The sequence below is a fragment of the Cohnella hongkongensis genome, from assembly GCF_042654645.1.
Classification (GTDB): Bacteria; Bacillota; Bacilli; order Paenibacillales; family Paenibacillaceae; genus Cohnella; species Cohnella hongkongensis.
Map to the genome: position 1 here is coordinate 123106 of NZ_JBHSEP010000014.1, position 20949 is coordinate 144054.

Sequence of the window (20949 nt, forward strand, 5' to 3'; positions counted from 1 at the left end):
TCGTTTGATCGCACCGATGTGACGACAAACCGCGGACGCAGGGCGCCGCTCGTTTGATCGCACCGATGTGACGACAAACCGTGACGCAGGGCGCCACTCGTTTGATCGCACCGATGTGACGACAAACCGTGACGCAGGGCGCCACTCGTTTGATCGCACCATTTTAGGAGGGATTCCGGTGAAAAAGTCGAGGATGTTTCCGTTTGAGAGAAACAGGTATTTTTACGGAAAGCTGCTGACCGTGCGGGACTTCGAGTCGGAGCAGAAGTACTTCAACGACAAGAGGAGGCTGCTGAATCGGCTGCTCTTCGGCAGCGGCGTCGTGGCCGGCATGCAGGTCGTGGCGGTGGACGACAAGACGATTACGGTGGAGATGGGCGTCGCGCTCGACTATCTCGGACGCGAGATCGTCATCTCGGCTCCGGTAACGCTGAAGCTGTCTATGATCGACGGCTTCACGAACAACGAGTACAAGAAAAACGTATATTTGTACGTCGCCTACGATGAGAAAGGCCGGGAGCCCGTCCACTCGGTCGGGAATTCGTCGGTGCGCGGGGAAGAAATGAGCGAATATAACCGGTTTCTGGAGAGCTACCGGCTCTATGTCAAGGAAGAAGCGCCGTCCCCGCATTCCTTCGAGCACGATAGCCTGATGGAGGACATCGCCACGATCTATCAGGACAAGGACGTGCGCATTACTCAGAGAATGCCGAAGTTCGCCAACCCGGGCGAAGTCGTCGACGTCACCCTGGTCGTGGAAAAAACGCTCCAAGCCCCGCGCGTCTCGCTCTCGATGGCCTACGAGGCCGACGGCTTCGACCCGCTGGGCAAGGACGGCAGCATCGTCAAATTTCTGGAGCCCGGCGACAAGCAGGATACGGAATATCGTCTGAGCTACAGCGTGAAGACGCAGGACCGCCCGGGAACGATCGGCAAGCTGACCGTGAATCCGGGAGCCGTCGAGCTGCTGATTGGCGACAACCGCGTCGCCGTCGATCACACGGTCCGCCACTCGGTCGACATTATCTCGCAGCCGGTTGAAGATCGGATTATGAAAATGTGGTACGAACGTTCGCTGGAGCAGGCGGTAGAGGGCTATTCGGAGCAAGACGTCTGCCTGGCGAAAATCGGACTGCTGCAGCTGGGGCCGACTTATATGATCGAGAAGGTAGAACGGGTTCCCTTTGGAGAATATATTCCTAACGCGGCTCTTGCCAACCGCCTTTCGCGCAGCGGAAGAGCTTCGTCGCTTCATCGTTTCTACGCGGAGGCCCGGGCGTACGACCTCGAGTACGGCAGCAAGCCGGAGCTGGACGTCGTCTACCACCCGGAACAGAACGCGTTCGACTTCAAGCTTGGGATTCCCAAGCCTCAGACGATCCAGGACGAGATGGCTACCGGCGTCGTGGAAGTGCCGCTCGACCCGCAGGCGAAGCAGGGGCAGCGCTTCTTCTCGCGCGGCAAGCGGAACTACGCGACCGAAGAAATCCGGCACGGGTTGGGCGAAGGCCAGGTGACGGTCGTCGTCGGGCTGGAGGAGATTGCGGATTCCCAGGCGCCGGTCGGCTCGGGCAGTTCGAAGGTCTATTTCGGCGCGACCGACGTATTTAATGATACGGAGTACGAAGCGGAGCTTCCGAACGTCAGCTTCGGAACGCTGATCTATCCGGACAGGGGCAGCTTCCGGATCGGCATGAAGCTGGCCGGGTCGACGACGGCGACGTCGCTGCGAATCCGCTGGTGGGCGTTCAAAAAGCTGCCGGAAGGCTCGGGTTACCCGACCGCCGATTTGCGCAAGGCGGTCGACGAAGCGGCTGCGGGAGTCGATCAGATTTAGGGAAGCGTCAAGTCAGCCGCCGTCGCCATAAGGCTCGCAAGAGCGAAACGGATAGGAGGCTTGATCATGAGCAAAATTTTACTGTTTTTCGGTTTGACCTGGCTGCTTGGCAATCCGTTTATAGCGATTATCGTTCTGCTGATTGTGATTTACGTGCTGGAAAGGCGCTTTGTCGGTTTGTCGCCCAGCCTGGTCAAGCCGCTGCGCAGGCGCAGGTCGATCTCCAAATGGAGAAGGCAGCTGGAGATGAGCCCGCATGACGTATCGGCCAAGTCCGAGCTGGCCCGACTGCTGATGGAGAGCGGGAAGTATGAGCAGGCGCGCGAGATTTTGCAGGGAATCGGCGAGCAGATGGAGCATTCCGCCGAATATTGGAGCGATCTCGGGAGCTGCGAGCTGGCGCTCGGAAGGCTGGAGGAGGGCGAACGGGCGATGGGGCGGGCGCTGGCCATCAGCCCCAAGGTCAAATACGGTCAGCCTTATCTGAGGCTGGCGGAGGCGCTAGCCAGAACGGAACCGGACCGGGCGATCGGCTTCCTGCAGCAATTCAAGGACGTCAATTCGTCGTCCTGCGAAGCGTATTACCGATTGGGCGCCATCTATTCCGATCTCGGCCAATCGGCCGAAGCTGCGGAAGCGTTCAGACAGTGCCGTCAATTGTATCGTTCGCTGCCCAAATATATGAAGCGGCATGAGCGCAGATGGGCTCTTCGGGCCGCAATGCGCAGCCGCTCCTGAATTCGGCCGCATGACAAGGGGCTTGCCGGCGCAAGCGGATCGATTTCCCGCGCGGGAAAGCCCCCAGATCGTTCGTTTTGTCCGATCAGGAATGGAAGATTACTCGGCTTCCGCTTCCGAAGTTTCGCTCTCGTGCGCGGCGACTTGGGCCAGCGCGGGCTCGTCTGCTTCGGCTTCCGCAACGGCTTGGTCTTCGGAAGCTTCTTCCGCGACCGCTTCCTCCGCTTCGGCGACTACCCCTTCCTCCTCCGCCTCCGCGGAAACTTCCTCGGATGCTTCTTCGGCCGCTTCGGCAACCGCTTCTTCTTGCTCGGCGCTTGCTTCCGCTTCCTCGACCGCCTCGGCTACGGCTTCTTCGGCAACCGCCTCCTGAGCGACCTCCTCCGCGGCTTCCGCAACCGCTTCAACTTCCGCTTCCAGTCCTTCTACCGCTACTACTTCTTCTGCATCCATCGATATTACCTCCCGGACTCCGTAATGTGGGGGACAATCCCCTACCATTCACGTTATATCGAAAGTAAAAAAGTGGCAACGGTGTTATTTTGTTGGTTATTGGCCGGTTTCCTCGAAAGCGGGAGCAGTCGAGCCGATCCGCCGAATAACGTCAGATGTTCCTATGGGAGTCGAATGGGAAATATGGCGGATAAGTGCACTTTGACACTCGATTTAACGCCCTATACTAAACGCGATTTTCTTTCCGAAAGGCCGACGGGCTCAGCTTCATATTTTTGCTGAAAACCCGGCTTAAATAGAAACCGTTCTCATAGCTGCAAGCCTGGGCGATCGCCTCGACGGTCCAATTTTTTGTCATTAACAGCTTTATGGCTTGCTGCATCCGCAGCTCGGTTATAAAGGCGATCGGCTTCTGTCCGTAACAAGCTTGGAAGCTTCGGCTTAGCTGGACAGGCGTCAATTGATAGGCCGCGGCGACATTTTTCAGTTGGAGCGGTTCAAATGCATGTTCCTCGAGATAAGCTTTAACCTGTTGCATGACCGGGTCTATTCTGGCAGATTTGCTTCCGGGCTCGGGGTTCCCATACGTTTCTTTCAAAAGCATCAACCATAGATCCTGTAAAAGATGCTCTCGATACTGCACGGCAAAAGCAGAGCGATTCAGCGCATAAGCACGAAGGTCGGCGCTGTTGTGGGCAACTCGAATTTGATTAGGAAGACGAATCCGCCCGCAGAGCTGATCGGCAGCCGATTCGCAAGCAAACCGCAAAACGTGAAACGTAACCGCGCTGATCGCTTCCCGTTTAAACCGACAGTTCGGCGGACAAAGAACAAGATCGCCGGGGCCGACAATTCTTCATATTTCCCGATGCGATAACGAAGGCTGCCCGCTTTGACCAGGAAGAGAGCCCAATTCTCATATTCATCCTCGCGCAACTCGAATTGCTCTTTTTCAAGCCAGTGCACATGCAGAAGAAGTTGGGGCAGATTCGGCTACAACAATCCCTCCTTATTCTTGAGTTCAGCCGGTTCTTGCGGTCTGGCAGACCGCTAAGTGAGCAACTTTGGTGATGCAGGTGCCTGAACTGAGGGGATAGCGCGGAAAAGCCGCATATCGTCGCTCGGGCGAAGCCATGTAGAACCCCATAGAAGCCAATGTAAATCAACAGATCATTCATCATCCCGATTGAATTTTTGGATACAACCAATGAAATAAGGTGCATTTTATGAAGATTAACCATTATATCATGAAAACTAAGATATATTATAAATTCGAACTTTAGGAGGACTGAGTGATGAGACAGGAAATCGTAAAAGCCGATATCACGGTCATAGGCGGAGGCTTGGCCGGGGTATGCGCTGCAGTAGCGGCTGCCCGACTAGGCAGCAAGGTTGCACTCATGCACAATCGCCCGGCACTGGGCGGCAATTCGAGCAGCGAAGTGCGCGTATGGGTATGCGGTGCAACGGGACACGGCATTCATCGGTATGCGCGGGAAACGGGCATTATGGGCGAGATGTTCGTCGAGAACCAGTATCGCAACAAGGAAGGCAATCCGTATTATTGGGATCCGGTCGTTCTGGAGACGGTGAGGAACGAGCAGCAATGGCTTGAACTTTCGTGGGAAGAGCCGGTCACGGTGAGAAATTCAGTTGATTTTCAACGACGATGTGAACGAGGATTTAATTAATTTGCATCATCATCGTACAAACTTTGAGGTGATTCCTGAGCTGGTGAAGGATTATTCGCTGCAAGCTCTGATCGATGGGGAATGGCGCACGATTCATCGCGAGTCGGACAACCGCAGACGGAAAAAAACGCATCCATTGTCGCAGCCCGTAGCTGCTACGGCGTTGAAGCCTGTGCTGGAAGCGACTAACGTTGTTCGCGGTTTGAGGTAATTAGGGTCAGCGTGTATGGATAGCAGTCCGGCAAGTTGGAGCCTGGAAGACTCACATTTCTCGATAATTAACATGAGTCTTCCGCACAATATCATGAAAAAGAGCAGACGTGTAACGGGATAGGCGATTGGGTTTCTTAGGCTGATATCTTGAGATGCTTAAGTATGTCGAATAATGGTTTCTTCTCAAGGCTTGCTGGTAAATATATACGATGATTTGCCCGAGATACTCTTGCCGAATTCGATATACACGATTATTTCGAATCTAAAATCTTTTGTTCAGGGCACTTTCCGTGGGCTTGATTCCAGGTATCTCCAACGCTATTTGGACGAATTCAGCATCTCTTTAATCGCCGTAAATTCACGGGCGAATTGTTTAACCGCTTGCTTCAATCATGTCTATCTACAAATACGATCACCTATCCTGAGCTAATTGGATAGCCATAATTTTATTTTTGTTAATCCAAGCAAATGACAAATTTGTCTGAAAATTCGGAATGAAGATTTCTGCCGCAAAAAAAGAATAAATGTCGAATAATTAATGCAATGGGTCTATATCTTTTTTTCTATATAATTCCTTAAAATATAATTGAAACATAAAAAACTATATACTGGAGGAAATGTAATGAAGAAAATTGTGGGTATTTTTCTTTCAATCTGCCTTATGTTCACGCTTATTATTCCAGTTGCTTCTGCTGATGAAGTTAAAGGTGAGGTTCCGGTTCTTGTCAATGAAAGAGTTACGAGTGTTTTAATTGCAAACAACATTGATTTTCACGTTGATAATGGTACAATCAAATTGACTAACACATCACCTCAATTTATAGCTGAGGTTAATGGTCTACTCGGATCGAAGTATCAATTCAATTGGAGCACTTTTGCTGCTGTTTATCCTGGCCCTTGGCATCATTTGGTGCAATACGATAATGCATCATCAAAGAAGTTTACTGCGGCCACAAAAACAGCTTTTTCTCTTGCCTTCGCTGCTTGGGTTAAAAATATTTTCGGTCCTTGGCAAGAAATTGTAGCTGCCGCAGTTGCTGGCTATGGCACCTATTATTTTGTAAATTCTGAAACAGAAGACTTATACACCTTCGTTAAATACTACTTCCGTGAATTAGGCCCTGGTTTTTTTGATCACAATGGTAATTTTTATGGCGATTACGAAATTAGAAGGGAAATCAGAGTTACAAAGAATTCTAATGGCACAGGTGGTAGTGTTGAGAATTACTCACAAAATAGTACAGGCTTGGTACCATGGTTCTGAAATGAGTGATGCAAAAATTGATTTATGTTATTGTGCTGGCAATTAATTTTATAGCAGCTTATTTCATTTACGAAGAATCTTCCTATTCAAAACCAATATTACAGGCTGTTATTGCAACGATTTTAATTATGGTTATTGATTATATTAAAAGTAACAATCAGAATAAGAAGAATTAATTTTGTTAGACTAAATTGCCCAAGATTCGAGGGGTATTCCTCTCATTCTTGGGCAGTTTGTTTCTAATTTGGGCTTGACCAGTTCAGCGAAACCGAGCTAAATCATCGTAGCAACAGGCTGACTCTCAACCGTACCAGAACGTCTTTGTTGTAGGTGAAAATGCAGAGAGCGTCGTTCCAGAGGTAGGTCATTTCGAACTTGTTGCCGCCGAGCGCCTGCTTCACGCCTTTCAGCTTCTCGGCGTGGATCGCCTGCTCAAACCGCTCCAGCACTGTTTTGTTCCAGGTGCGGATCTCTGTGACGGCGTAGGCTTCGGGATTGTCTTCGTCCGCCTTCAGCTTAAACGAGAACTGATGGGCCGCATAGGTGAATTCGAGCGGCTCTGTAGGCAGGTCGGGCAAAGCTTCCTCCGCCGTCGGATCCGGAGCCGGGGGGAGCACCTTATCGATGGTCGTCTTTGCCGCCGCCAAGACGACGGAGGACGGCGAACGGGAGCCGGTTCCCCCGGCGTTCGAACCGCCTTTGCCGCTGCTCGCTTCTTCTCCCGTATCGCCGCTGCCATTGCCGCCGCCCGTCTCCGAGGCGCTTGGGCCATCCGAGCCCGGCGCAGCGCCGCCATCCGAGCCTGCTCCACCGTTCCCGGCAGGGGGCTCTCCTGCACTTTCAGTGCCTGTGTTATCCGTGCTCGAACCCTCGGTTGCCGCTTCTCCCGAGTCCGCTCCAACGGAGTTCGCTCCGCTGCCGTTGTCGTCGGAATTGCCGCTCTCCTCCGTAGAGGCGTCGACAGGAGGCTCCTCCTCGTCGATCGGCCCAAGCTCCCCGGGCAACTCGGTCGGAGCTTCCGCTTCGCCGGTCGGAGGAGCGTCCGGTGGACCCAGCAGCTCCTGAAGCTTCGGCAGCGAGAGGCCGAGGAAGCCTTGGACGTGAATTTCCCCGCCTTTGAAGTAGCCGGTGTAGACGGCCCCGCCGTCGGCGTCCAGCAGCGTCCCGACGCCTTCGTACTTGTCGCTCTTGAACTTGCCCGCGTACAGCGCGACGCCGTCCGGCCCGAACGCTTTGCCGTCCCCGTCCCGCATGCCGCCGACAAAGCCGCCCTCGTACAGCAGGATGCCTTGCTCGCTCATGAGCTTCCCGCTGCCGTGATACCGGCCGAGCAGGAACGCGCCCTCGTACTTCGCCACGCCGGAGCCGTAATACTCCTTGCCCGTTCCGGACAAGACGCCCGCGAGAAACTGCCCATCGTATTGCAGAGTGCCGTCGGCCCGGTACAGCTTGCCCGGCCCTTCATACTTGCCGGCATTGAAGTCGCCTTCGTAGACGAGCTTCCCGCTGTCGTCGAACAGCTTGCCCGCGCCCTGGTACTCGCCGCCCGCCAGCGATCCCGCATACAGCGGCCGATCCGGCGCGGAGTAAAGCGTTCCTTTGCCTTCGTATTGGCCCCCGGCGAAGCCGCCGTCGTACAGAACCGATCCGTCCGGCTTGAACAGCGTTCCCTTGCCCTCGTACAGATCGGCCGCGAATTGGCCGCGGTAGAGGAGCGCACCGCTCGCGTCGTACAGCTCGCCTTTGCCCGACTTGAGCCCTTGGCTGAAGTCTCCGATGTAGAGCAGCGTTCCGTCTGGCGCGAACAGCTTGCCCGAGCCGGAGAACTGCCCGTTGTCGAGAGGGCCCTGGTAGACGAGCTTGCCGTTCTCGTCGACGATTTTGGCCGTTCCGGTAAAGCCCCGTGCCAGCGCTGCCGAAGCTTCGATCTTCGGCGTTCTCGCGAACCACTTGTCGACGAACTTCGGAGGCTTGATAAAGCCGAAGTAGACGACGACGAGCGTCAGCAGAACGAGGATGACGAACAGCTTCTTGGCGATGTAGAACGTTCCGAACCTCCAGTAGTTGTCCAGCGAGCGGAGCTTGCCGCCCATGACGCTTCTCATCCATTTGACCAGCCAGCGAACCATCCGCTTCGGCAAGCTTTTGGCGCGCTTGAGCGGCATGATGATCATTCTTTTGACCGGTTGGATGAACGGCTTTAATATCATCTCAATCATAGCTAGGGCACCTGTATCGTCATCTGACCTGGATTCGCAATCTGGATTACGCCGCCGAAATTGCACATGCACTTCGAGGTATTGTTCAGCGCCGGCAGGTTGGCCACGAGCACGGTCGGGGAGCCGGGGGCCCACGGAGCCGCGACGACGGGCGTGCACGGCATCGGCGTCAGCGCCCCTAAGGCTGCCGCCGTAGCGGACGCGACGGACGGATTGGCCATCGAGTTGCACATTCCGAAGGGCGAAATGTTCACGAATGGTTTGTTATCCATAATGTTGGCGATCGGCGCAGCCGTCGTAGTCCGGTTAACCGGAAGCACGTTCAGCATGCCCGGCGCCAAGCCGAACGAACATTGCAGTGAGGCGCCCCCGCATACGAGTTGACCCATTGAACCATCCTCCTGCGGCGCACGCGCCACTTTCTATCTATTTCCATACTACAACAAGAGATGAAAAATGTCATTTACATAGGAAAATGGGTGTAATATGTCGCCGTTTATAGTACCATGGAAATTATAGGTTAATAGTCGGATCGGCATCGCGCGGATGCTTGAAAAGGAAGAGACAGGATAACGATGATGAGAAAACTCGCGTTATTGTCGCTGGTCGTTGCATTGGCGCTGACGGGATGGTCCGTATACCGGATTCAGCAGGAAGGCGGATGGCAGGAGGGTCCCTGGTCTCGGCAGGATCGGCTTGAAAATTTGTCGAGAGCCGCGGAGGCGGCGGACCGTTCGATGGTCGTCATCGGACGATCGAAGCAGGAGATTGTGCGCCTCTCTTCGGACGGAAGGCTGGAGGCGTCGGTGCGGCACGCCGGAATCGGCGGGGAAGCCCGACAGGACTTTACGGAAGCGGCGACGGATGGCGAAGGCCGTCTGATCGCGCTGGATACGGTGCTGGACGCCTACGGTCTGATCGTGCAGAGCGAACGCATCGTTCGTTACGGCGAGAAGGGCGGCTCCCCGGAGACGCTCTACGAATGGAAGGGCGACGGCGTATCCAAGAGAGTCGGCCAGCTTCAAGGCCTTCAAGTGAAAGGGGACAGCCTCTTCTTCTTCCTGGCCGCTTCCGACAGAGCCGTTCTGATGCAGCTTCCGCTCGGCGGCGGCCAGCCGCAGGAAGCGTTCTCGTTCTCCCTCCCCAAGGATCGCTTTCTATCCGAGATCGAGGGGACGGAGCCGGGGCAGATTTACTATACGACCAAGCGAGGCAGCATCTATCGGGTGACGGCGGACGGCGAAAGCCAGATGCTGTACCCGCTCGCAACTATGGACCGCACCCGCAAAAACTTCCCAGAAAGGCTGTCTGTCGCTTCCGACGGCAGTCTAATGTTCGTTGACCGGCTGCTTAACGCCGTAACGGCCATGCCTTCCGAAGGCGGGAACCCGAAGGTGCTTCTGGACGGAAGCTCGATCGTACAATCGGTTCCGGGCGCGGAAAGCCACGAGATTATGGATGTGGTTCCAAGAAGCGAAGGCGGCTATGCGGTCGTACTGAGCGATCGCGTTCTTCTCTACGACCGGCAGAATCGGCTGACGGAGGCGCTCGCTCGGCCCGGTTATTCCGGGAGCGAGCTGGCATCGGGATGGCTCGGGTGGGCCGCTGCGGCAGCCGGCTTCGCGCTGCTGATCGTCTCGCTCAGACTCGTCTACGTTCACCTGATGAATCGCCGGTTCTCCCTTTTTCTCAAGCAAGTCGTCATCATTGTTCCGATCCTCGTGGCCGGCATGCTGCTGCTGTCGAACTTCATCTATAACAGCTTTTCGTCGCGAATGGAAGAGGAGATGCAGCGCGAGCTGAAGCTGCTGGCGCGCAACGGACAGCAGCTGATCGACGGCGACCGGCTGGAGAGATTGAACTCTCCCGCCGATTACCGGAACGGAGATTACGCAGCCATACGGGACAAGATGGACTTCCTCTTCGCTGGCGAGCAGAACCTCGAGCGCCAGGGGCTGTACAGCACGCTGTACAAGTACGAGGAAGGCAAGCTTTACATCCTGATGGACGACGACGACGGCGTGAATATGTTCAAACCGTTCGAGACGAACGAAGAGAACGAGTCCGTTCGCCGGGAAGGAAAGATTCGGACAGGCCTGTGGGAGGACGCGAACGGCAAATGGCTGTACGCGATCGGCCCCGTCTACAACAGCAAGCAGGAGGTTGTCGGCATCTACGAGACCGGCCGGGATTTAAGCGTCCTCCATCGCTCCAACCAGAAAATCTACCAGAGCATTTTGCAAAATATCGCGATCATTACGGCTGTGCTGCTTGCCGTCATTCTGGCCGGAACGTTTTATATGCTGTCGGCGGTGCGCAAGCTGAGGCGCAGCGTCATGGCGATGGCGGACGGCAACTGGGACGTCGAGGTGAACGTCAAGAGCCGGGACGAGGTGGGCGATCTAGGCGATCAGTTCAACCGCATGGCCCGATATATCCGGCAATACGTCACGGACATTACAAGCTTCTCCGAGGTGTCCTACCGGTTCGTTCCTCAGCAGATTTTCAAGTCGCTCGGCAAAAAGGGCATTCTCGACATCCGGTTGGGCGATCAGGTTCAGCAGGAGATGTCGGTGATGATCGTCAACCTCCGGGACTTCCGCAAGCTGTCGCAGACGCTTACGCCGAAAGAAAACTTCAACTTCATGAACTCCTTCCTGCGCCGGTTCGGGCCGCTCGTGCGCCGGGAGGACGGGCTGATCAGCAAATATCTCGGAGCCGGCTTCATGGCGCTGTTCCCCGGCTATGCGGAGGAGGCGCTCCGGGCGGCGATCGCGATTCGGCAGGAGCTGGACGCTTACAACGCCAATCGGAGGCAATCGGGCTTCGTGCCGGTCGACATCGGCGTCGCGATTCATCGAGGGCCGCTTATGATGGGCATTATCGGCGAAGAAAGACGCTGGGAGGGCAACGTCATCTCGGACGACGTTCACTTGACCGCCGCGCTGGAGAAAATATCCGAGGAGCTGGGCGCTTCGGTGCTTGTAACCCGGGATTTGTTCGAACAGCTGCGGGAGCCGGAGAGGTTCCGCCACCGCTCGCTCGGGCGCATCTCGCCGGAGGGGCAGGATCGGGCGATCGAGCTGATCGACGTATTTGACGGCGATCCGGAACCGGTTCGTCTGGCCAAGGAACGCACGAAGGCGCTGTTCGAACGCGGATTGATGCTGTGCCAGGAGGGCCGGTTCTACGACGCGCGGGAAACGTTCGTCGAGGTTCTCAAGCAAAATCGAATGGATAAAGCGGCCAAGCTGTACTTCTACCTCTGCGACGAGTACTTCCAGAAAGGAACGTCATCCGGCTGGAACGGGACGCTGGCGGTATAGCGCCAAGAGGGGGAACGGGAAATGATGACCCGAACTTACGACATTCGCAGGCTCGATACGGAGGCGCGCGCCCGGAGCATCGTGGAGTTCTTTTTCTCCGAGCATTCGTTCGACGATACGAGATATACGCCCGGCGAGGAAGAGCAGTTAAAGACGCTGCCTTACCGGGCGCTTGAGGATCAGGCGAGCATATGGTATGCCGTGAATGAACGCGACGAGACGATCGGCGTCAGCTGCGTGGCCGAGAACGATCAGAAAACCGGCGGCTACAGCTGGGATTACGTCGTCGTGCACCGCGACTACCGCGGCATGGGAATTGCCGGCGCTCTCCTCGAGCAAATGCTCGACTACTTGCGGCAGGCGTCCGCGCGGTATCTCATGACGTATACCTGCAGCCGTCCCGAATACCGGACGATTCGCAGACTGTTCGAGAGGAACGGTTTTCGCTTGATCGGCCGGTGCCCGGACTATTATTTCGACGGAGAAGACCGGCTCATGTACTGGCTGAGGATTACATCGGAAAGTTGAGTTGGGTATGATTGCACAACAATGGGCACGTCGATTGGGAATTATGGCGGAGGACCGGCACAAGCTAGCGCTGATGGTGCCGGTCTTCCTGCTGTGCGGCATAGCCGAGATGCTGAATTATAACGGCTTTATGACGCTGTTCAATCAACGCTTCGGCAGCGCCTACCTGCCTTACGTCTACGTGGGGGAAGCGATTGTGCTGCCGCTGGAAGCCTGGCTGATGACCTGGCTGGCCGGAAGATTGACGAAGCCGGCGCTGATGCGGACGATGTACATGCTCATGCTCGGCATCGTTGCGGTCAACGCGATTGTGCTGCTGGGCATGAGGGCAGCCGAGGCCGATTTCCGGTTTTATTATCCGTTTCTTTTTTTGACGTCCAGCTTCGTCGTTCGGCAGCAGACGATTCTGCTGTGGAGTCTGGCCGTCGATCTCTGCCCGACTCAGCAGGCAAAGCGTTTGATGCCGTTTTTCGTGGCGGCGGCGACGCTCGGGGGCGTGGCCGCGGGCCTGATTACGCAGCTCACGAGTCCGCTGCTCGGCCCGGACATCGTCTACGTCCTTGGCCCGCTGTTCCTGCTGGCCGCGCTGTACAATTACCGCAAAGCGATCGCGGACTATCTCGTTCCGCTGACGCTTAGATCGAGAAACGGCGACGAGAGCGAGAAGGAATCGCTCACTTCGATGGACTATTTCAGGGGAACGCTGAAATCTCCGTTTTTGCTGGGCGTTCTCGGCATGATGACGCTGATGCCGGCGCTTTATTTTTTGATGGAGTTCGTGTTTCTGAATACGGCGCATGCGGCGTATCCGAACGAGGCCGACTTCGGCAGGATGTTCGGCGTCGTCACGACCTTGCTGTTCGCGCTCGCCTTTCTGCTTCAGCTCGTATCGGGGCGCCTGATGGCCTGGCTCGGAGCCAGCGGCATGCTGGCGGGAATCTCGGCCGTCTACGTGCTGTCGTTCGCGGCCGCATGGGGCTTGATCGGCTCGCCCGCCGCGATGCTCGCGGTGTCCGGCGGCTACATGCTGACGTATCTGCTGATCTACTATTCGGCGGAGCCGTCTTACCAGCTGTTCTACAAGATGCTGCCGCTGCAGCAGCGAGACGGCTTTCGTTACGTCGCTCAAGGGGTGGCCGCCTTCGCAGGCATTCTGCTCGGGGCAGGGCTGCAATTCCTTCATACGGGGTTCGGCTGGGGGTTCGCGGAGCTGGCGGCGCTAGGGCTGGGGACCGCAGCGGCGATGGTCGTTCTTGCGCTGCTCGTTCGCCGATTGTATATGAAGGAGCTCGTCCGGAGCCTGCAGACGGCCGGCTTCTCGGAGGACCGGGAGCTGGAGGAGAGCTACAAGGAGTTTTTCCGCAATTCGCGGACGATGGGCGCCGTGCAGGCGATGCTCGGCCGCGACAGCGAAGAGGCGAGGGAAGTCGCGCTTCATCTTCTGGGCCGCAGCAAGGATTCGAAGTATTTGCCGGACATTCTGGCGATGATCGACGATGAGAGTCCGCGGGTGAGAGCGGCCGCGCTGAAGGCGCTCGACTTGTCCGGCGCCGGATTGGAAGAGATGATCAAAGCGGCTTCCCTGCTGGAGGACCCCGATCCGGACGTCCGTCAGGAGGTCGTCCGCAAGCTGGCAGCAATGAAGCATATGCCTTCGCAGGCTTTTTTCTTCCTGCGGATGAAGCTGCTGGACTCGTCTCCGATGGTGGTAGCCGAAGCGGTCAAGGCGATGTACGGGCTGGAAAGCGAGCAAAGCTATCAAGCCTGCTTCGAGGTGGTCGAGCGGATATTAAAGGAAGGCGGAGAGTCGTCGATCTACGTCTGCCGGGTCGTGGGCGAGCTGCGGCTGGAACGCTTCGTTCCGGAAGTGAAGGAGCTGCTGGAGGACCCGCATCCGGCGGTCAGAGTGGCGGCGACGGAGTGCCTTGGCGTATGGAGGCGCGCGGAGGTCGTTCCCGGTCTGCTGGCGAAGCTGCCGACCGCGGACCAGGAGCTTTACCGCGTGACGGTGCAGGCGCTCGTCGCAATGGGAGAGAGCGCGGCGTCCGCTCTGAAGGAAGCGCTGGAGGACGCTGCGCCGAAAGTGTGGAGCGCCTGCGTCACGGCGCTGGCGAAGCGGCTGCCGGAAGAGGACGTTCGCGGCTGGCTCGCCGAACGGAGCGCGGACAAGCTGGCGGACCATGCGCAGTTCGCGCTGCTGTCCGCCGCTTACGGCCGGCTTGGCCGAGCCGAGCTGGCGGAGTTGGCCGCGCTCAGGCAGCGCGATCTGGATCGGACGATCCGGGAAGGCGCCTGGGCGATTCTGGAGAGGCTGACGGACGAGCAGGTGGTCGCTTCCGTGAAGCGGGCGCTGGCGGATGATGACGAAGAAATTCGCAGCGGCGGCCTGGAGGTGCTTGCCGAGGGAATCGGCGGCGTACGCAAGCTGTCGCAGAGATTGGCGGCGGGCTGGGAGCCGACTTCGGAGCGCGCCGATCGTCTGACCGCCGAAGCGGCGGCGGAGATCGTTCTTCGGTCGGCGGAGTCGTCCGACGATTGGTGGCGGGAGATGGCCGGCGAGTGGCGGCGAGGGGAGGAGGGAAGGACGATGAAGGAAGAGCAGGGCGCGCTCGGCAGACTGAACAAGGTCGTATTCCTGAAGAAGGTGCCGTTCTTCGCCGATCTGTCGCTTGAAGAGCTGGGCCTGATCGCGGGAGTCGCGACGGAGCAGACGTTCGCGGACGGCAGCTGCCTGCTAGACCGGGGGGAGAAGAACCCGGCGATGTACGTAGTCGTCGACGGCAACGTGGAGCTGAAAAGCGTATCCGCCGCCGGCTGGGAAGGCACGCTGGGCGTGCTCGGCGCCGGCGACGTGTGCGGCGCGACCTCTGCGCTCGACGAGTCGCCTTCGTCCGTTACCGCGCAGGCATTTTTCGGCGACGTTCGGGTGCTGACGCTGCAGCGGGAGGACGTGACGAGATTGGTGCGCCTGTACCCGGAGATCGGGATCGGCCTGCTCCGAGCTTCCCTGGCGAGAGTGCGGCTTCTGGAAGAGATGATGATGAAAATCGATTCGTAAACGGTCGCGTTGGGCTGCCGCTCGTCAGCGGAGGTTGACTTTGCCCTGTCGTTCCCGTATATTGATCGGCGAGAAATGAAACGTATCGGAGGAACGACGGAACATGAGCGGAGCAGGAAGAAAGCGGTCCGGCGGCAGAGCCCGGCCGAACGGCGGCAAGAGCGGATACGGCAGAAAGGAGCCGTCGCGGGGGGGAGATTACGCCGGAGCTTCCCGCGACCGGGGCCAGGGACGCGCGCCCGCAGGGAGAGGCGCCCGAACGGAGACGGCCCTCAGGCCGGAGCCGCGTCCGCCGCGCACAGCCGCCGCCGGGGCTCAGCGCGTTCAACTGCTTGGCATGGGGCGCATTAAAGGCGAGTGGATGGATATTCGGCTGCCGGATTTCTTGGCGGGCGCGCCGATGGCGGCCGTGGCCAAGCACCTGCCGCTGCCGCCCAAGCTGCTCTCCAAGCTCATGCACAATCGCGGCTGCCTGCTGCAAGGGGCCAGCTTGCGGCTGCATCTGTTCCCGAGGGAGCAGCGGGATTATCCGTCGGACTGGATGGAGCTCAACATTTTGTACGAGGACGAGTTTACGCTCGTCGTCAACAAGCCGGCCGGCATCGAGGTGCATCCGAGCGAAAAAGGGCAGCGCCGCACGCTTGCGCATGCGGTCGCCGCGTATTATGAGATGACCGGGCAGGACTTGCGGGTCCGTCACGTCCATCGCATCGACAAGGACACGACAGGACCGGTATTGTACGCGAAAAACGAGTTTGCCCAGTATCAGTACGATAAAGGGATGCGCGACAAAACGATCGGGCGCGTCTATCTGGCGCTGGCGGAGGGGAACGTGGAAGGCGACAAGGGCAAGATCGACAAGCCGATCGGTCAGGATCGCCATCATTCCACGCGACGCCGCGTCAGCGAGACGGGCGATCCGGCCGTGACGCATTACGAGGTCGCCGAGAGGTTCGCCGACCATACGCTGGTGCGGCTGCGTCTGGAGACGGGGCGTACGCATCAGATTCGCGTCCATCTGTCCGCGATCAACCACCCGCTCGCCGGGGACGGGCTTTACGGCGGCAAGCGGGGCGTCATCTCCCGCCAGGCGCTGCACGGCGAGCGGCTGATCTGGCATCACCCGTGGACCGGGGAGAAGCAGCAGGTGACCGCGCCGCTTCCGGACGATATCCGGGAGGCGCTGGACAAGCTTCGCCGCGGAGGATAAAATTCGTTAGGCGTTACGATCTGAGACAAAGCGCCTCCGTCATTAAGTAGGACAGCGCGGCTTCCGCGCCGCAGTTGATGTTCGGGCCGTACGGCGTGAGTCCGTCGCAGCAGCTGCCGTCCTCGGGGTCGGCGACGGGAACGCCCAGGTCGTTGGCGCCGTAGAACCAGTCCCGGCACAGGCTGCGCAGAGCGAAGCTGCTTCGGTGAGGCTCCTTGCCGAGGAGCGAGCTTCCCCCTGTCGCGGAACGGACCATTCCGCCGGGTCGGCCGGCCCCGCCTCCGCGCTCCGCCGGCGAGTCGCTCGCGCCATGGCTGCGGGCGCTGCCCACGAGCCGGGAATTTTCGCTTTCGGCCAGCCGCTCCGCCAGCGCTGCCTCAGTCAGCGCCAGCGCCAGCTTGAACATCTCCAACGGCTGCTGATCCCACCGGCTGATCGCGCTCGAGTCGTGAGCGCACCACCCTTCGTTCCCGATCGGGCGCAGCCAGCCTTCCTCGGCGGTCATCGCCTCGACGAGGAAGCCGAGACTCTCCATGCCCACGCGGTACGATTCGGCTCTCTTGGTGAACCGATAGACGCGAAGCATAGCCCAGGGCAGCACGCCGTTGCTGTACGTCATGACCGGCTCGAACCAGCGCCACGAGGGGCTCGAGAAATCGCGATAAGCCCGGATCAGCAGCGATTCCAGCCGTTCCAGATGATGCTGAAGCTCGCTCTTGACGTCCAGCGGCAGGTCGATCGCGCCCTCCCGGGACGCTTGCAGCACGTGGGCGCACGAGGCCATCGCGAACGCCCGCCCGCGCAGAGAACCGATGGCGCCGAACGTCGGCAGCGTTCGCTCGAAGATCGTTCGAGCCGTCTCCCGGCGCAGGCCGGCCAGACGAATCCAGGCGTCGGCGCAAGCCCAGATCGAGCGGCCCTGGCAGTCGTGGGAGATCTCTTCCGGTTCCAGCGTCCGGTCGTAGGCGAAGTTGTTCAGAAACCAGCCGCTGTCCTCTTGCGCCCACAGCATGAACGCCAAATACACGTCGGCCAGCCGCTCCAAGCGCTGACGATTGTCGGCGCCGATCGTCTCTTCACCGAAAGCCAGCCATTCCGTGACCGTCCACAGCGCTCTCGCATTGTCGTCGGTCGTGTAGCCTTCCCGTCTGCGCGGAATGCGGCCCAGAGCGTGCTCCAGCAGCCCGGTGTCGTCCGTCAGTCGGCGCAGGTGGGCGAAGGAAGGATGCGCCGATTGACGGAACGCTTTACCGGCGGACAGGCTAGACGACATCGGCAATGCGGTCCCTATGCTGCGCCATGACGCGCTGAAATAGCCGCAAATGCTGCGCGCCCACATGCGGCCAGTGCATGCTTCGCCCGATGTCCGAGATGTGGCGCTCCCAGTCGGCCAGCATGCCCGGATAAGTAAAAACCTCGATCAGCTTGGCGCTCCAAGCGTCCGCGTCCCCGAAAGGAAGCAGCATCTCCTCGCGGCCCTGCACCAGGTCGCGGGCGTAGACGTAAGGTGTCGAGAGAATCGGCCGGCCCAGACCGGCCGCGTAAGCCAGCGTACCGCTCGTAATCTGGCTCACTCCGGGGTAGGGCGTGACGTACAGGTCGCAGGCCGAGATGAGCGATACGAGCTGATCTTCCGGCAGATAGCGATCGATCCATTGAACATGGTGCTGCAGCCCCAGCTGTCGGATCAGCAGGTGCAGTTCCTCTCGGTAGGCTTCCCCTTCGTGCTTGCGGACTTCCGGGTGCGTCTGTCCCGCGACGACGTACAGCAGCTCGGGAACGGCCTGGACGGCGGTTGCCATGGCGCGGAGAATCAGCTCGATGCCTTTGCCGCGGCCGAGCAGACCGAAGGTGAACAGCACCTTGCGATGATCCCAGCCGGCCTGCTTTCGCGCCTTCAGCCGATCCGCCTTGTTCGGAACCGGGGTTCCGTGCGGTATAAACGTCATTTTATCGAGCGGAATCTCGAAGTTGTCGTGCAGATAACCGACGGCCTTGCGGTTCATAACGATCAGATGGTCGCTGCTGCGGGCGATCTCTCGCTGTACCGGAGCATAAGGCTCGACCGGGTGCTCGAACACGGTATGGAAGGTCGTCACGACGGGCTTCTTCAGCCGCTGCAGAAGCTCCAGCAAATAACCGCCGGCTTCGCCGCCGAAGATGCCGAACTCGTGCTGCAAGGAGACGATGTCCACGGAGCTCTGGTTGATCAGGTCCGCGATTCGGCCGTAATCGTCCAGCTCCTGCTTGACGAGCTGCAGCATCCAGGGCTCCCGGTAGTCGTTCCTTTCGTCCGCGTTGCATATGGCGATGACCGGGTCCGGAGAGCGATGGCCTTTGGCGTGGGACAGAGCTTCCCGAAGATGGTGGGTGTACGTGGCCAAACCGCATTTCTTCGGAACGTAAGTACTGACATAAGCGATCTGAGGCAGGCGGGCGTTCATCGGCGTTGCACCTCCATATTGCGATAGCATACCGCTTCGTGCAAAATATGCGGCCCGGCCTGCATGGCCGTTCCGAAAATGCATTCGTTAAGCTGCGCGCCTGCGCGGATTTTGCACCGGTCCCAGAGGATGGACTTGGACAAGCGGACTTGCCGGCCGATCCGGCTGCCGCTGCCTATGACCGCATAAGGTCCGATGATCGCACGGTCGCCGATCGTGACGTCGTCCCCGATGATGACCGGGGGAATGAACAGGACGCCTTGGCCGACGCGAACGTTCTCCCCGAGCCAGATGCTTCTGTCCTCCATGTCGCTGCCGTCGATGCGAAGCGGGAAGCGGCGGTCGAGCAGGTCCCAGTGAACCTGACGATAGCGCTCCTTGGTGCCCATATCCATCCAGTACCCTCCGATAGGATGACCGTATACTCCGCGGCCGTTGGCGATTAACAGGGGAAAGGTTTCCTTCTCGATCGACACGGCTCTTCCCGCAGGCACGAAGTCGAGCGCCTTGCGCTCCATAATGTATATGCCGGCGTTGATTCGATTTGACGGAGCAGCTTCTTTTTTCGGCTTTTCAACAAAGCGGGTGATCCGCCCGTCCTCCGTCTGTTCGACGACTCCGTATGGGGAAGGATCCTCGACCTCGGTCAAACAGATGGTCGCCGCCCCCCCGTGCCGCTCGTGAAAGCTCAAGGCCGCTGCCAGATCGACTTGATGGATGATATCCGCATTGACGACGACAAAGCGCTCGCCGAGCAGATGCTCGGCGTGCTTGATCGCCCCGGCCGTTCCCAGCAGCTCTTTTTCCACCGAGTACTCGATGCTGACCCCGTATTTGGAGCCGTCTCCCAGATAACGCTCAATGAGCTCCCGATAGTGCTTTACGGCGATGACGAACCGATGCACGCCCTGCTCCTTGTAATGAAGGAGCAGATGCTCCAGCCAAGGCCGGTTGCCGACAAGGGCCATCGGCTTCGGGAGATGCTCCGTCAACGGACGAAGCCTGGTTCCCAAACCTCCGGCGAGAAGTAAAGCTTTCATGATAGGATCAACCTCCGTTTCATTGATATGTTCCCCTCGCAGGGCCGACCGACAACCTGAACGCAATCGCCGCTGCCTCTTTCACCTCCCGCTGGAAAATAGAAAAACGCCCCCCATGGTGCCATTCAAGCGCAGGGAAGCGTCCATAACGAATGAGAAGATCATTATCAGGAATAGAGAGTTAAGTTGATCGAATCGTGTGCAAGATATGCCCCGTCGGCAAGCCGCAAGGAAAACAGGAGGAGAGTTGCTAAAGCCTACTTTACCTGAAAAAGGGATTTGCTGCAACTATTATCCAGCCGGCTTGTCCGTTGTCCGATCCGTCCGCGAAGGAGGCGCTCCGCCACCGGCCGGGACCGGGGCCGATTCAAAGCCGGCCGATCGGGGTATACCAAGTAATGCAACTGGCAGGACGATTCCGAACGGAGGGATACGATGACGATTAACGTAGGCATATTCGAGCAGGAGGATCAGGTGCTTGAGGGGATCCGGGCGCTGCAGGAGGCGGGAGCGAAGGGAAGCGAAATCCGGGTGGTCGTCGGCAACCGGGAAGACGTGCCGATGCTGGCGGCCAGTCCGGATGTGAATCTGGAGGAAGCGTACGAGATTCAGGCCGCCCGTCTCGAGGATACCGGGGAGGCCTGGGTTCCGGGAGTCGCGCCGATATCCGCGTATCCTGCGGGAAATTTGACGGCGGGCAACGGAACGCCCGGAGTGGCGGTCGTCGTCGACGAAGACCGGGGCGAAGCCGGGACGGAGGGCACTCTGGTCGCGATCGGAATTCCCGGGCGATTGTCGAAGCGGTGCGCACGGGCGGTCGACAGCGGTCGGATCGTGCTGGCGGTCGAAGCCGGGAACGAGATCGACGCCCGCCGCATCCTTGAAAGAGCGGGAGCCGCTGTCCCGGATTCGGATTGACTTCGCCGCC

The 20949-nt window shown here is 58.6% G+C and carries 17 protein-coding genes and 1 pseudogene; 11 read left to right on the forward strand and 7 right to left on the reverse strand.

Annotated elements, in window-relative coordinates:
- The first annotated feature begins 178 nt into the window (after positions 1–178).
- Complete coding sequence (locus ACFO3S_RS18275; RefSeq protein WP_378099084.1) at positions 179–1837, forward strand: hypothetical protein; 1659 nt, start codon at positions 179–181, stop codon at positions 1835–1837.
- A gap of 66 nt (positions 1838–1903) precedes the next feature.
- Complete coding sequence (locus ACFO3S_RS18280; RefSeq protein WP_378099086.1) at positions 1904–2575, forward strand: tetratricopeptide repeat protein; 672 nt, start codon at positions 1904–1906, stop codon at positions 2573–2575.
- Positions 2576–2674: 99 nt separating this feature from the next.
- Here ACFO3S_RS18280 and ACFO3S_RS18285 read toward each other — a convergent pair whose 3' ends face one another.
- Together ACFO3S_RS18285 and ACFO3S_RS18290 are read right to left on the reverse strand one after the other, a co-directional pair.
- Positions 2675–3028, reverse strand: coding sequence for a hypothetical protein (locus ACFO3S_RS18285; protein WP_378099088.1), 354 nt, complete (start codon positions 3026–3028; stop codon positions 2675–2677).
- A 226-nt stretch (positions 3029–3254) separates the two neighbouring features.
- Positions 3255–3797 (reverse strand): helix-turn-helix domain-containing protein, encoded by a 543-nt coding sequence (locus ACFO3S_RS18290; protein ID WP_378099090.1) that lies wholly within the window; start codon positions 3795–3797, stop codon positions 3255–3257.
- Positions 3798–4323: 526 nt separating this feature from the next.
- Between ACFO3S_RS18290 and ACFO3S_RS18295 the strand changes: the two genes are divergently transcribed.
- The 4 genes and pseudogenes from ACFO3S_RS18295 to ACFO3S_RS18310 all read left to right on the forward strand — a co-directional run bounded on the left by ACFO3S_RS18295 (position 4324) and on the right by ACFO3S_RS18310 (position 6196).
- Complete coding sequence (locus ACFO3S_RS18295) at positions 4324–4719, forward strand: FAD-dependent oxidoreductase (protein WP_465251406.1); 396 nt, start codon at positions 4324–4326, stop codon at positions 4717–4719.
- Positions 4682–4930: a hypothetical protein gene (locus ACFO3S_RS18300; protein ID WP_378099091.1), complete on the forward strand. Its 249-nt coding sequence runs from the start codon at positions 4682–4684 to the stop codon at positions 4928–4930. The genes ACFO3S_RS18295 and ACFO3S_RS18300 overlap by 38 nt, the downstream gene beginning before the upstream one ends.
- A 243-nt stretch (positions 4931–5173) precedes the next feature.
- A pseudogene (locus ACFO3S_RS18305) lies at positions 5174–5370 on the forward strand (IS1595 family transposase); the annotation flags it as partial.
- 184 nt (positions 5371–5554) lie between these two features.
- Positions 5555–6196, forward strand: a complete 642-nt coding sequence (locus ACFO3S_RS18310; RefSeq protein ID WP_378099093.1) for a hypothetical protein — start codon at positions 5555–5557, stop codon at positions 6194–6196.
- A gap of 278 nt (positions 6197–6474) precedes the next feature.
- Here the strand turns inward: ACFO3S_RS18310 and ACFO3S_RS18315 are convergent, their stop codons facing one another.
- Positions 6475–8415, reverse strand: a complete 1941-nt coding sequence (locus ACFO3S_RS18315; protein WP_378099095.1) for an MORN repeat-containing protein — start codon at positions 8413–8415, stop codon at positions 6475–6477.
- A gap of 2 nt (positions 8416–8417) precedes the next feature.
- Positions 8418–8804: a DUF4280 domain-containing protein gene (locus tag ACFO3S_RS18320; RefSeq protein WP_378099097.1), complete on the reverse strand. Its 387-nt coding sequence runs from the start codon at positions 8802–8804 to the stop codon at positions 8418–8420.
- Between the two features lie 186 nt (positions 8805–8990).
- On the opposite strand from ACFO3S_RS18320, the gene ACFO3S_RS18325 reads away from it, so the two are divergent.
- From ACFO3S_RS18325 to ACFO3S_RS18340, 4 genes are all read left to right on the forward strand, one after another.
- Positions 8991–11741 carry a HAMP domain-containing protein gene (locus tag ACFO3S_RS18325; protein ID WP_378099099.1) on the forward strand — a complete coding sequence of 917 codons (2751 nt, stop codon included), beginning with the start codon at positions 8991–8993 and terminating at the stop codon, positions 11739–11741.
- A gap of 21 nt (positions 11742–11762) precedes the next feature.
- Positions 11763–12269 carry a GNAT family N-acetyltransferase gene (locus ACFO3S_RS18330; protein ID WP_378099101.1) on the forward strand — a complete coding sequence of 169 codons (507 nt, stop codon included), beginning with the start codon at positions 11763–11765 and terminating at the stop codon, positions 12267–12269.
- 43 nt (positions 12270–12312) lie between these two features.
- Positions 12313–15327, forward strand: coding sequence for a HEAT repeat domain-containing protein (locus ACFO3S_RS18335; protein ID WP_378099132.1), 3015 nt, complete (start codon positions 12313–12315; stop codon positions 15325–15327).
- A gap of 103 nt (positions 15328–15430) precedes the next feature.
- Entirely contained in the window at positions 15431–16537 is a 1107-nt protein-coding gene (locus tag ACFO3S_RS18340; protein ID WP_378099102.1) for an RluA family pseudouridine synthase, read from the forward strand.
- A 13-nt stretch (positions 16538–16550) separates the two neighbouring features.
- Here the strand turns inward: ACFO3S_RS18340 and ACFO3S_RS18345 are convergent, their stop codons facing one another.
- The 3 genes from ACFO3S_RS18345 to ACFO3S_RS18355 are packed head-to-tail and all read right to left on the reverse strand — an operon-like array spanning position 16551 to position 20021.
- On the reverse strand, positions 16551–17810 hold the full coding sequence (locus tag ACFO3S_RS18345; RefSeq protein ID WP_378099103.1) for a hypothetical protein: 1260 nt from the start codon (positions 17808–17810) through the stop codon (positions 16551–16553).
- Entirely contained in the window at positions 17800–18981 is a 1182-nt protein-coding gene (locus ACFO3S_RS18350; RefSeq protein ID WP_378099105.1) for a glycosyltransferase family 4 protein, read from the reverse strand. The genes ACFO3S_RS18345 and ACFO3S_RS18350 overlap by 11 nt, the downstream gene beginning before the upstream one ends.
- The gene (locus ACFO3S_RS18355; RefSeq protein WP_378099107.1) at positions 18978–20021 is read right to left on the reverse strand and encodes a sugar phosphate nucleotidyltransferase; all 1044 of its coding nucleotides are present in this window, start codon (positions 20019–20021) and stop codon (positions 18978–18980) included. The genes ACFO3S_RS18350 and ACFO3S_RS18355 overlap by 4 nt, the downstream gene beginning before the upstream one ends.
- Positions 20022–20456: 435 nt before the next feature.
- Here ACFO3S_RS18355 and ACFO3S_RS18360 point away from each other — a divergent pair, with 435 nt between their 5' ends.
- Complete coding sequence (locus ACFO3S_RS18360) at positions 20457–20939, forward strand: hypothetical protein (RefSeq protein WP_378099109.1); 483 nt, start codon at positions 20457–20459, stop codon at positions 20937–20939.
- Positions 20940–20949 lie beyond the last annotated feature (10 nt).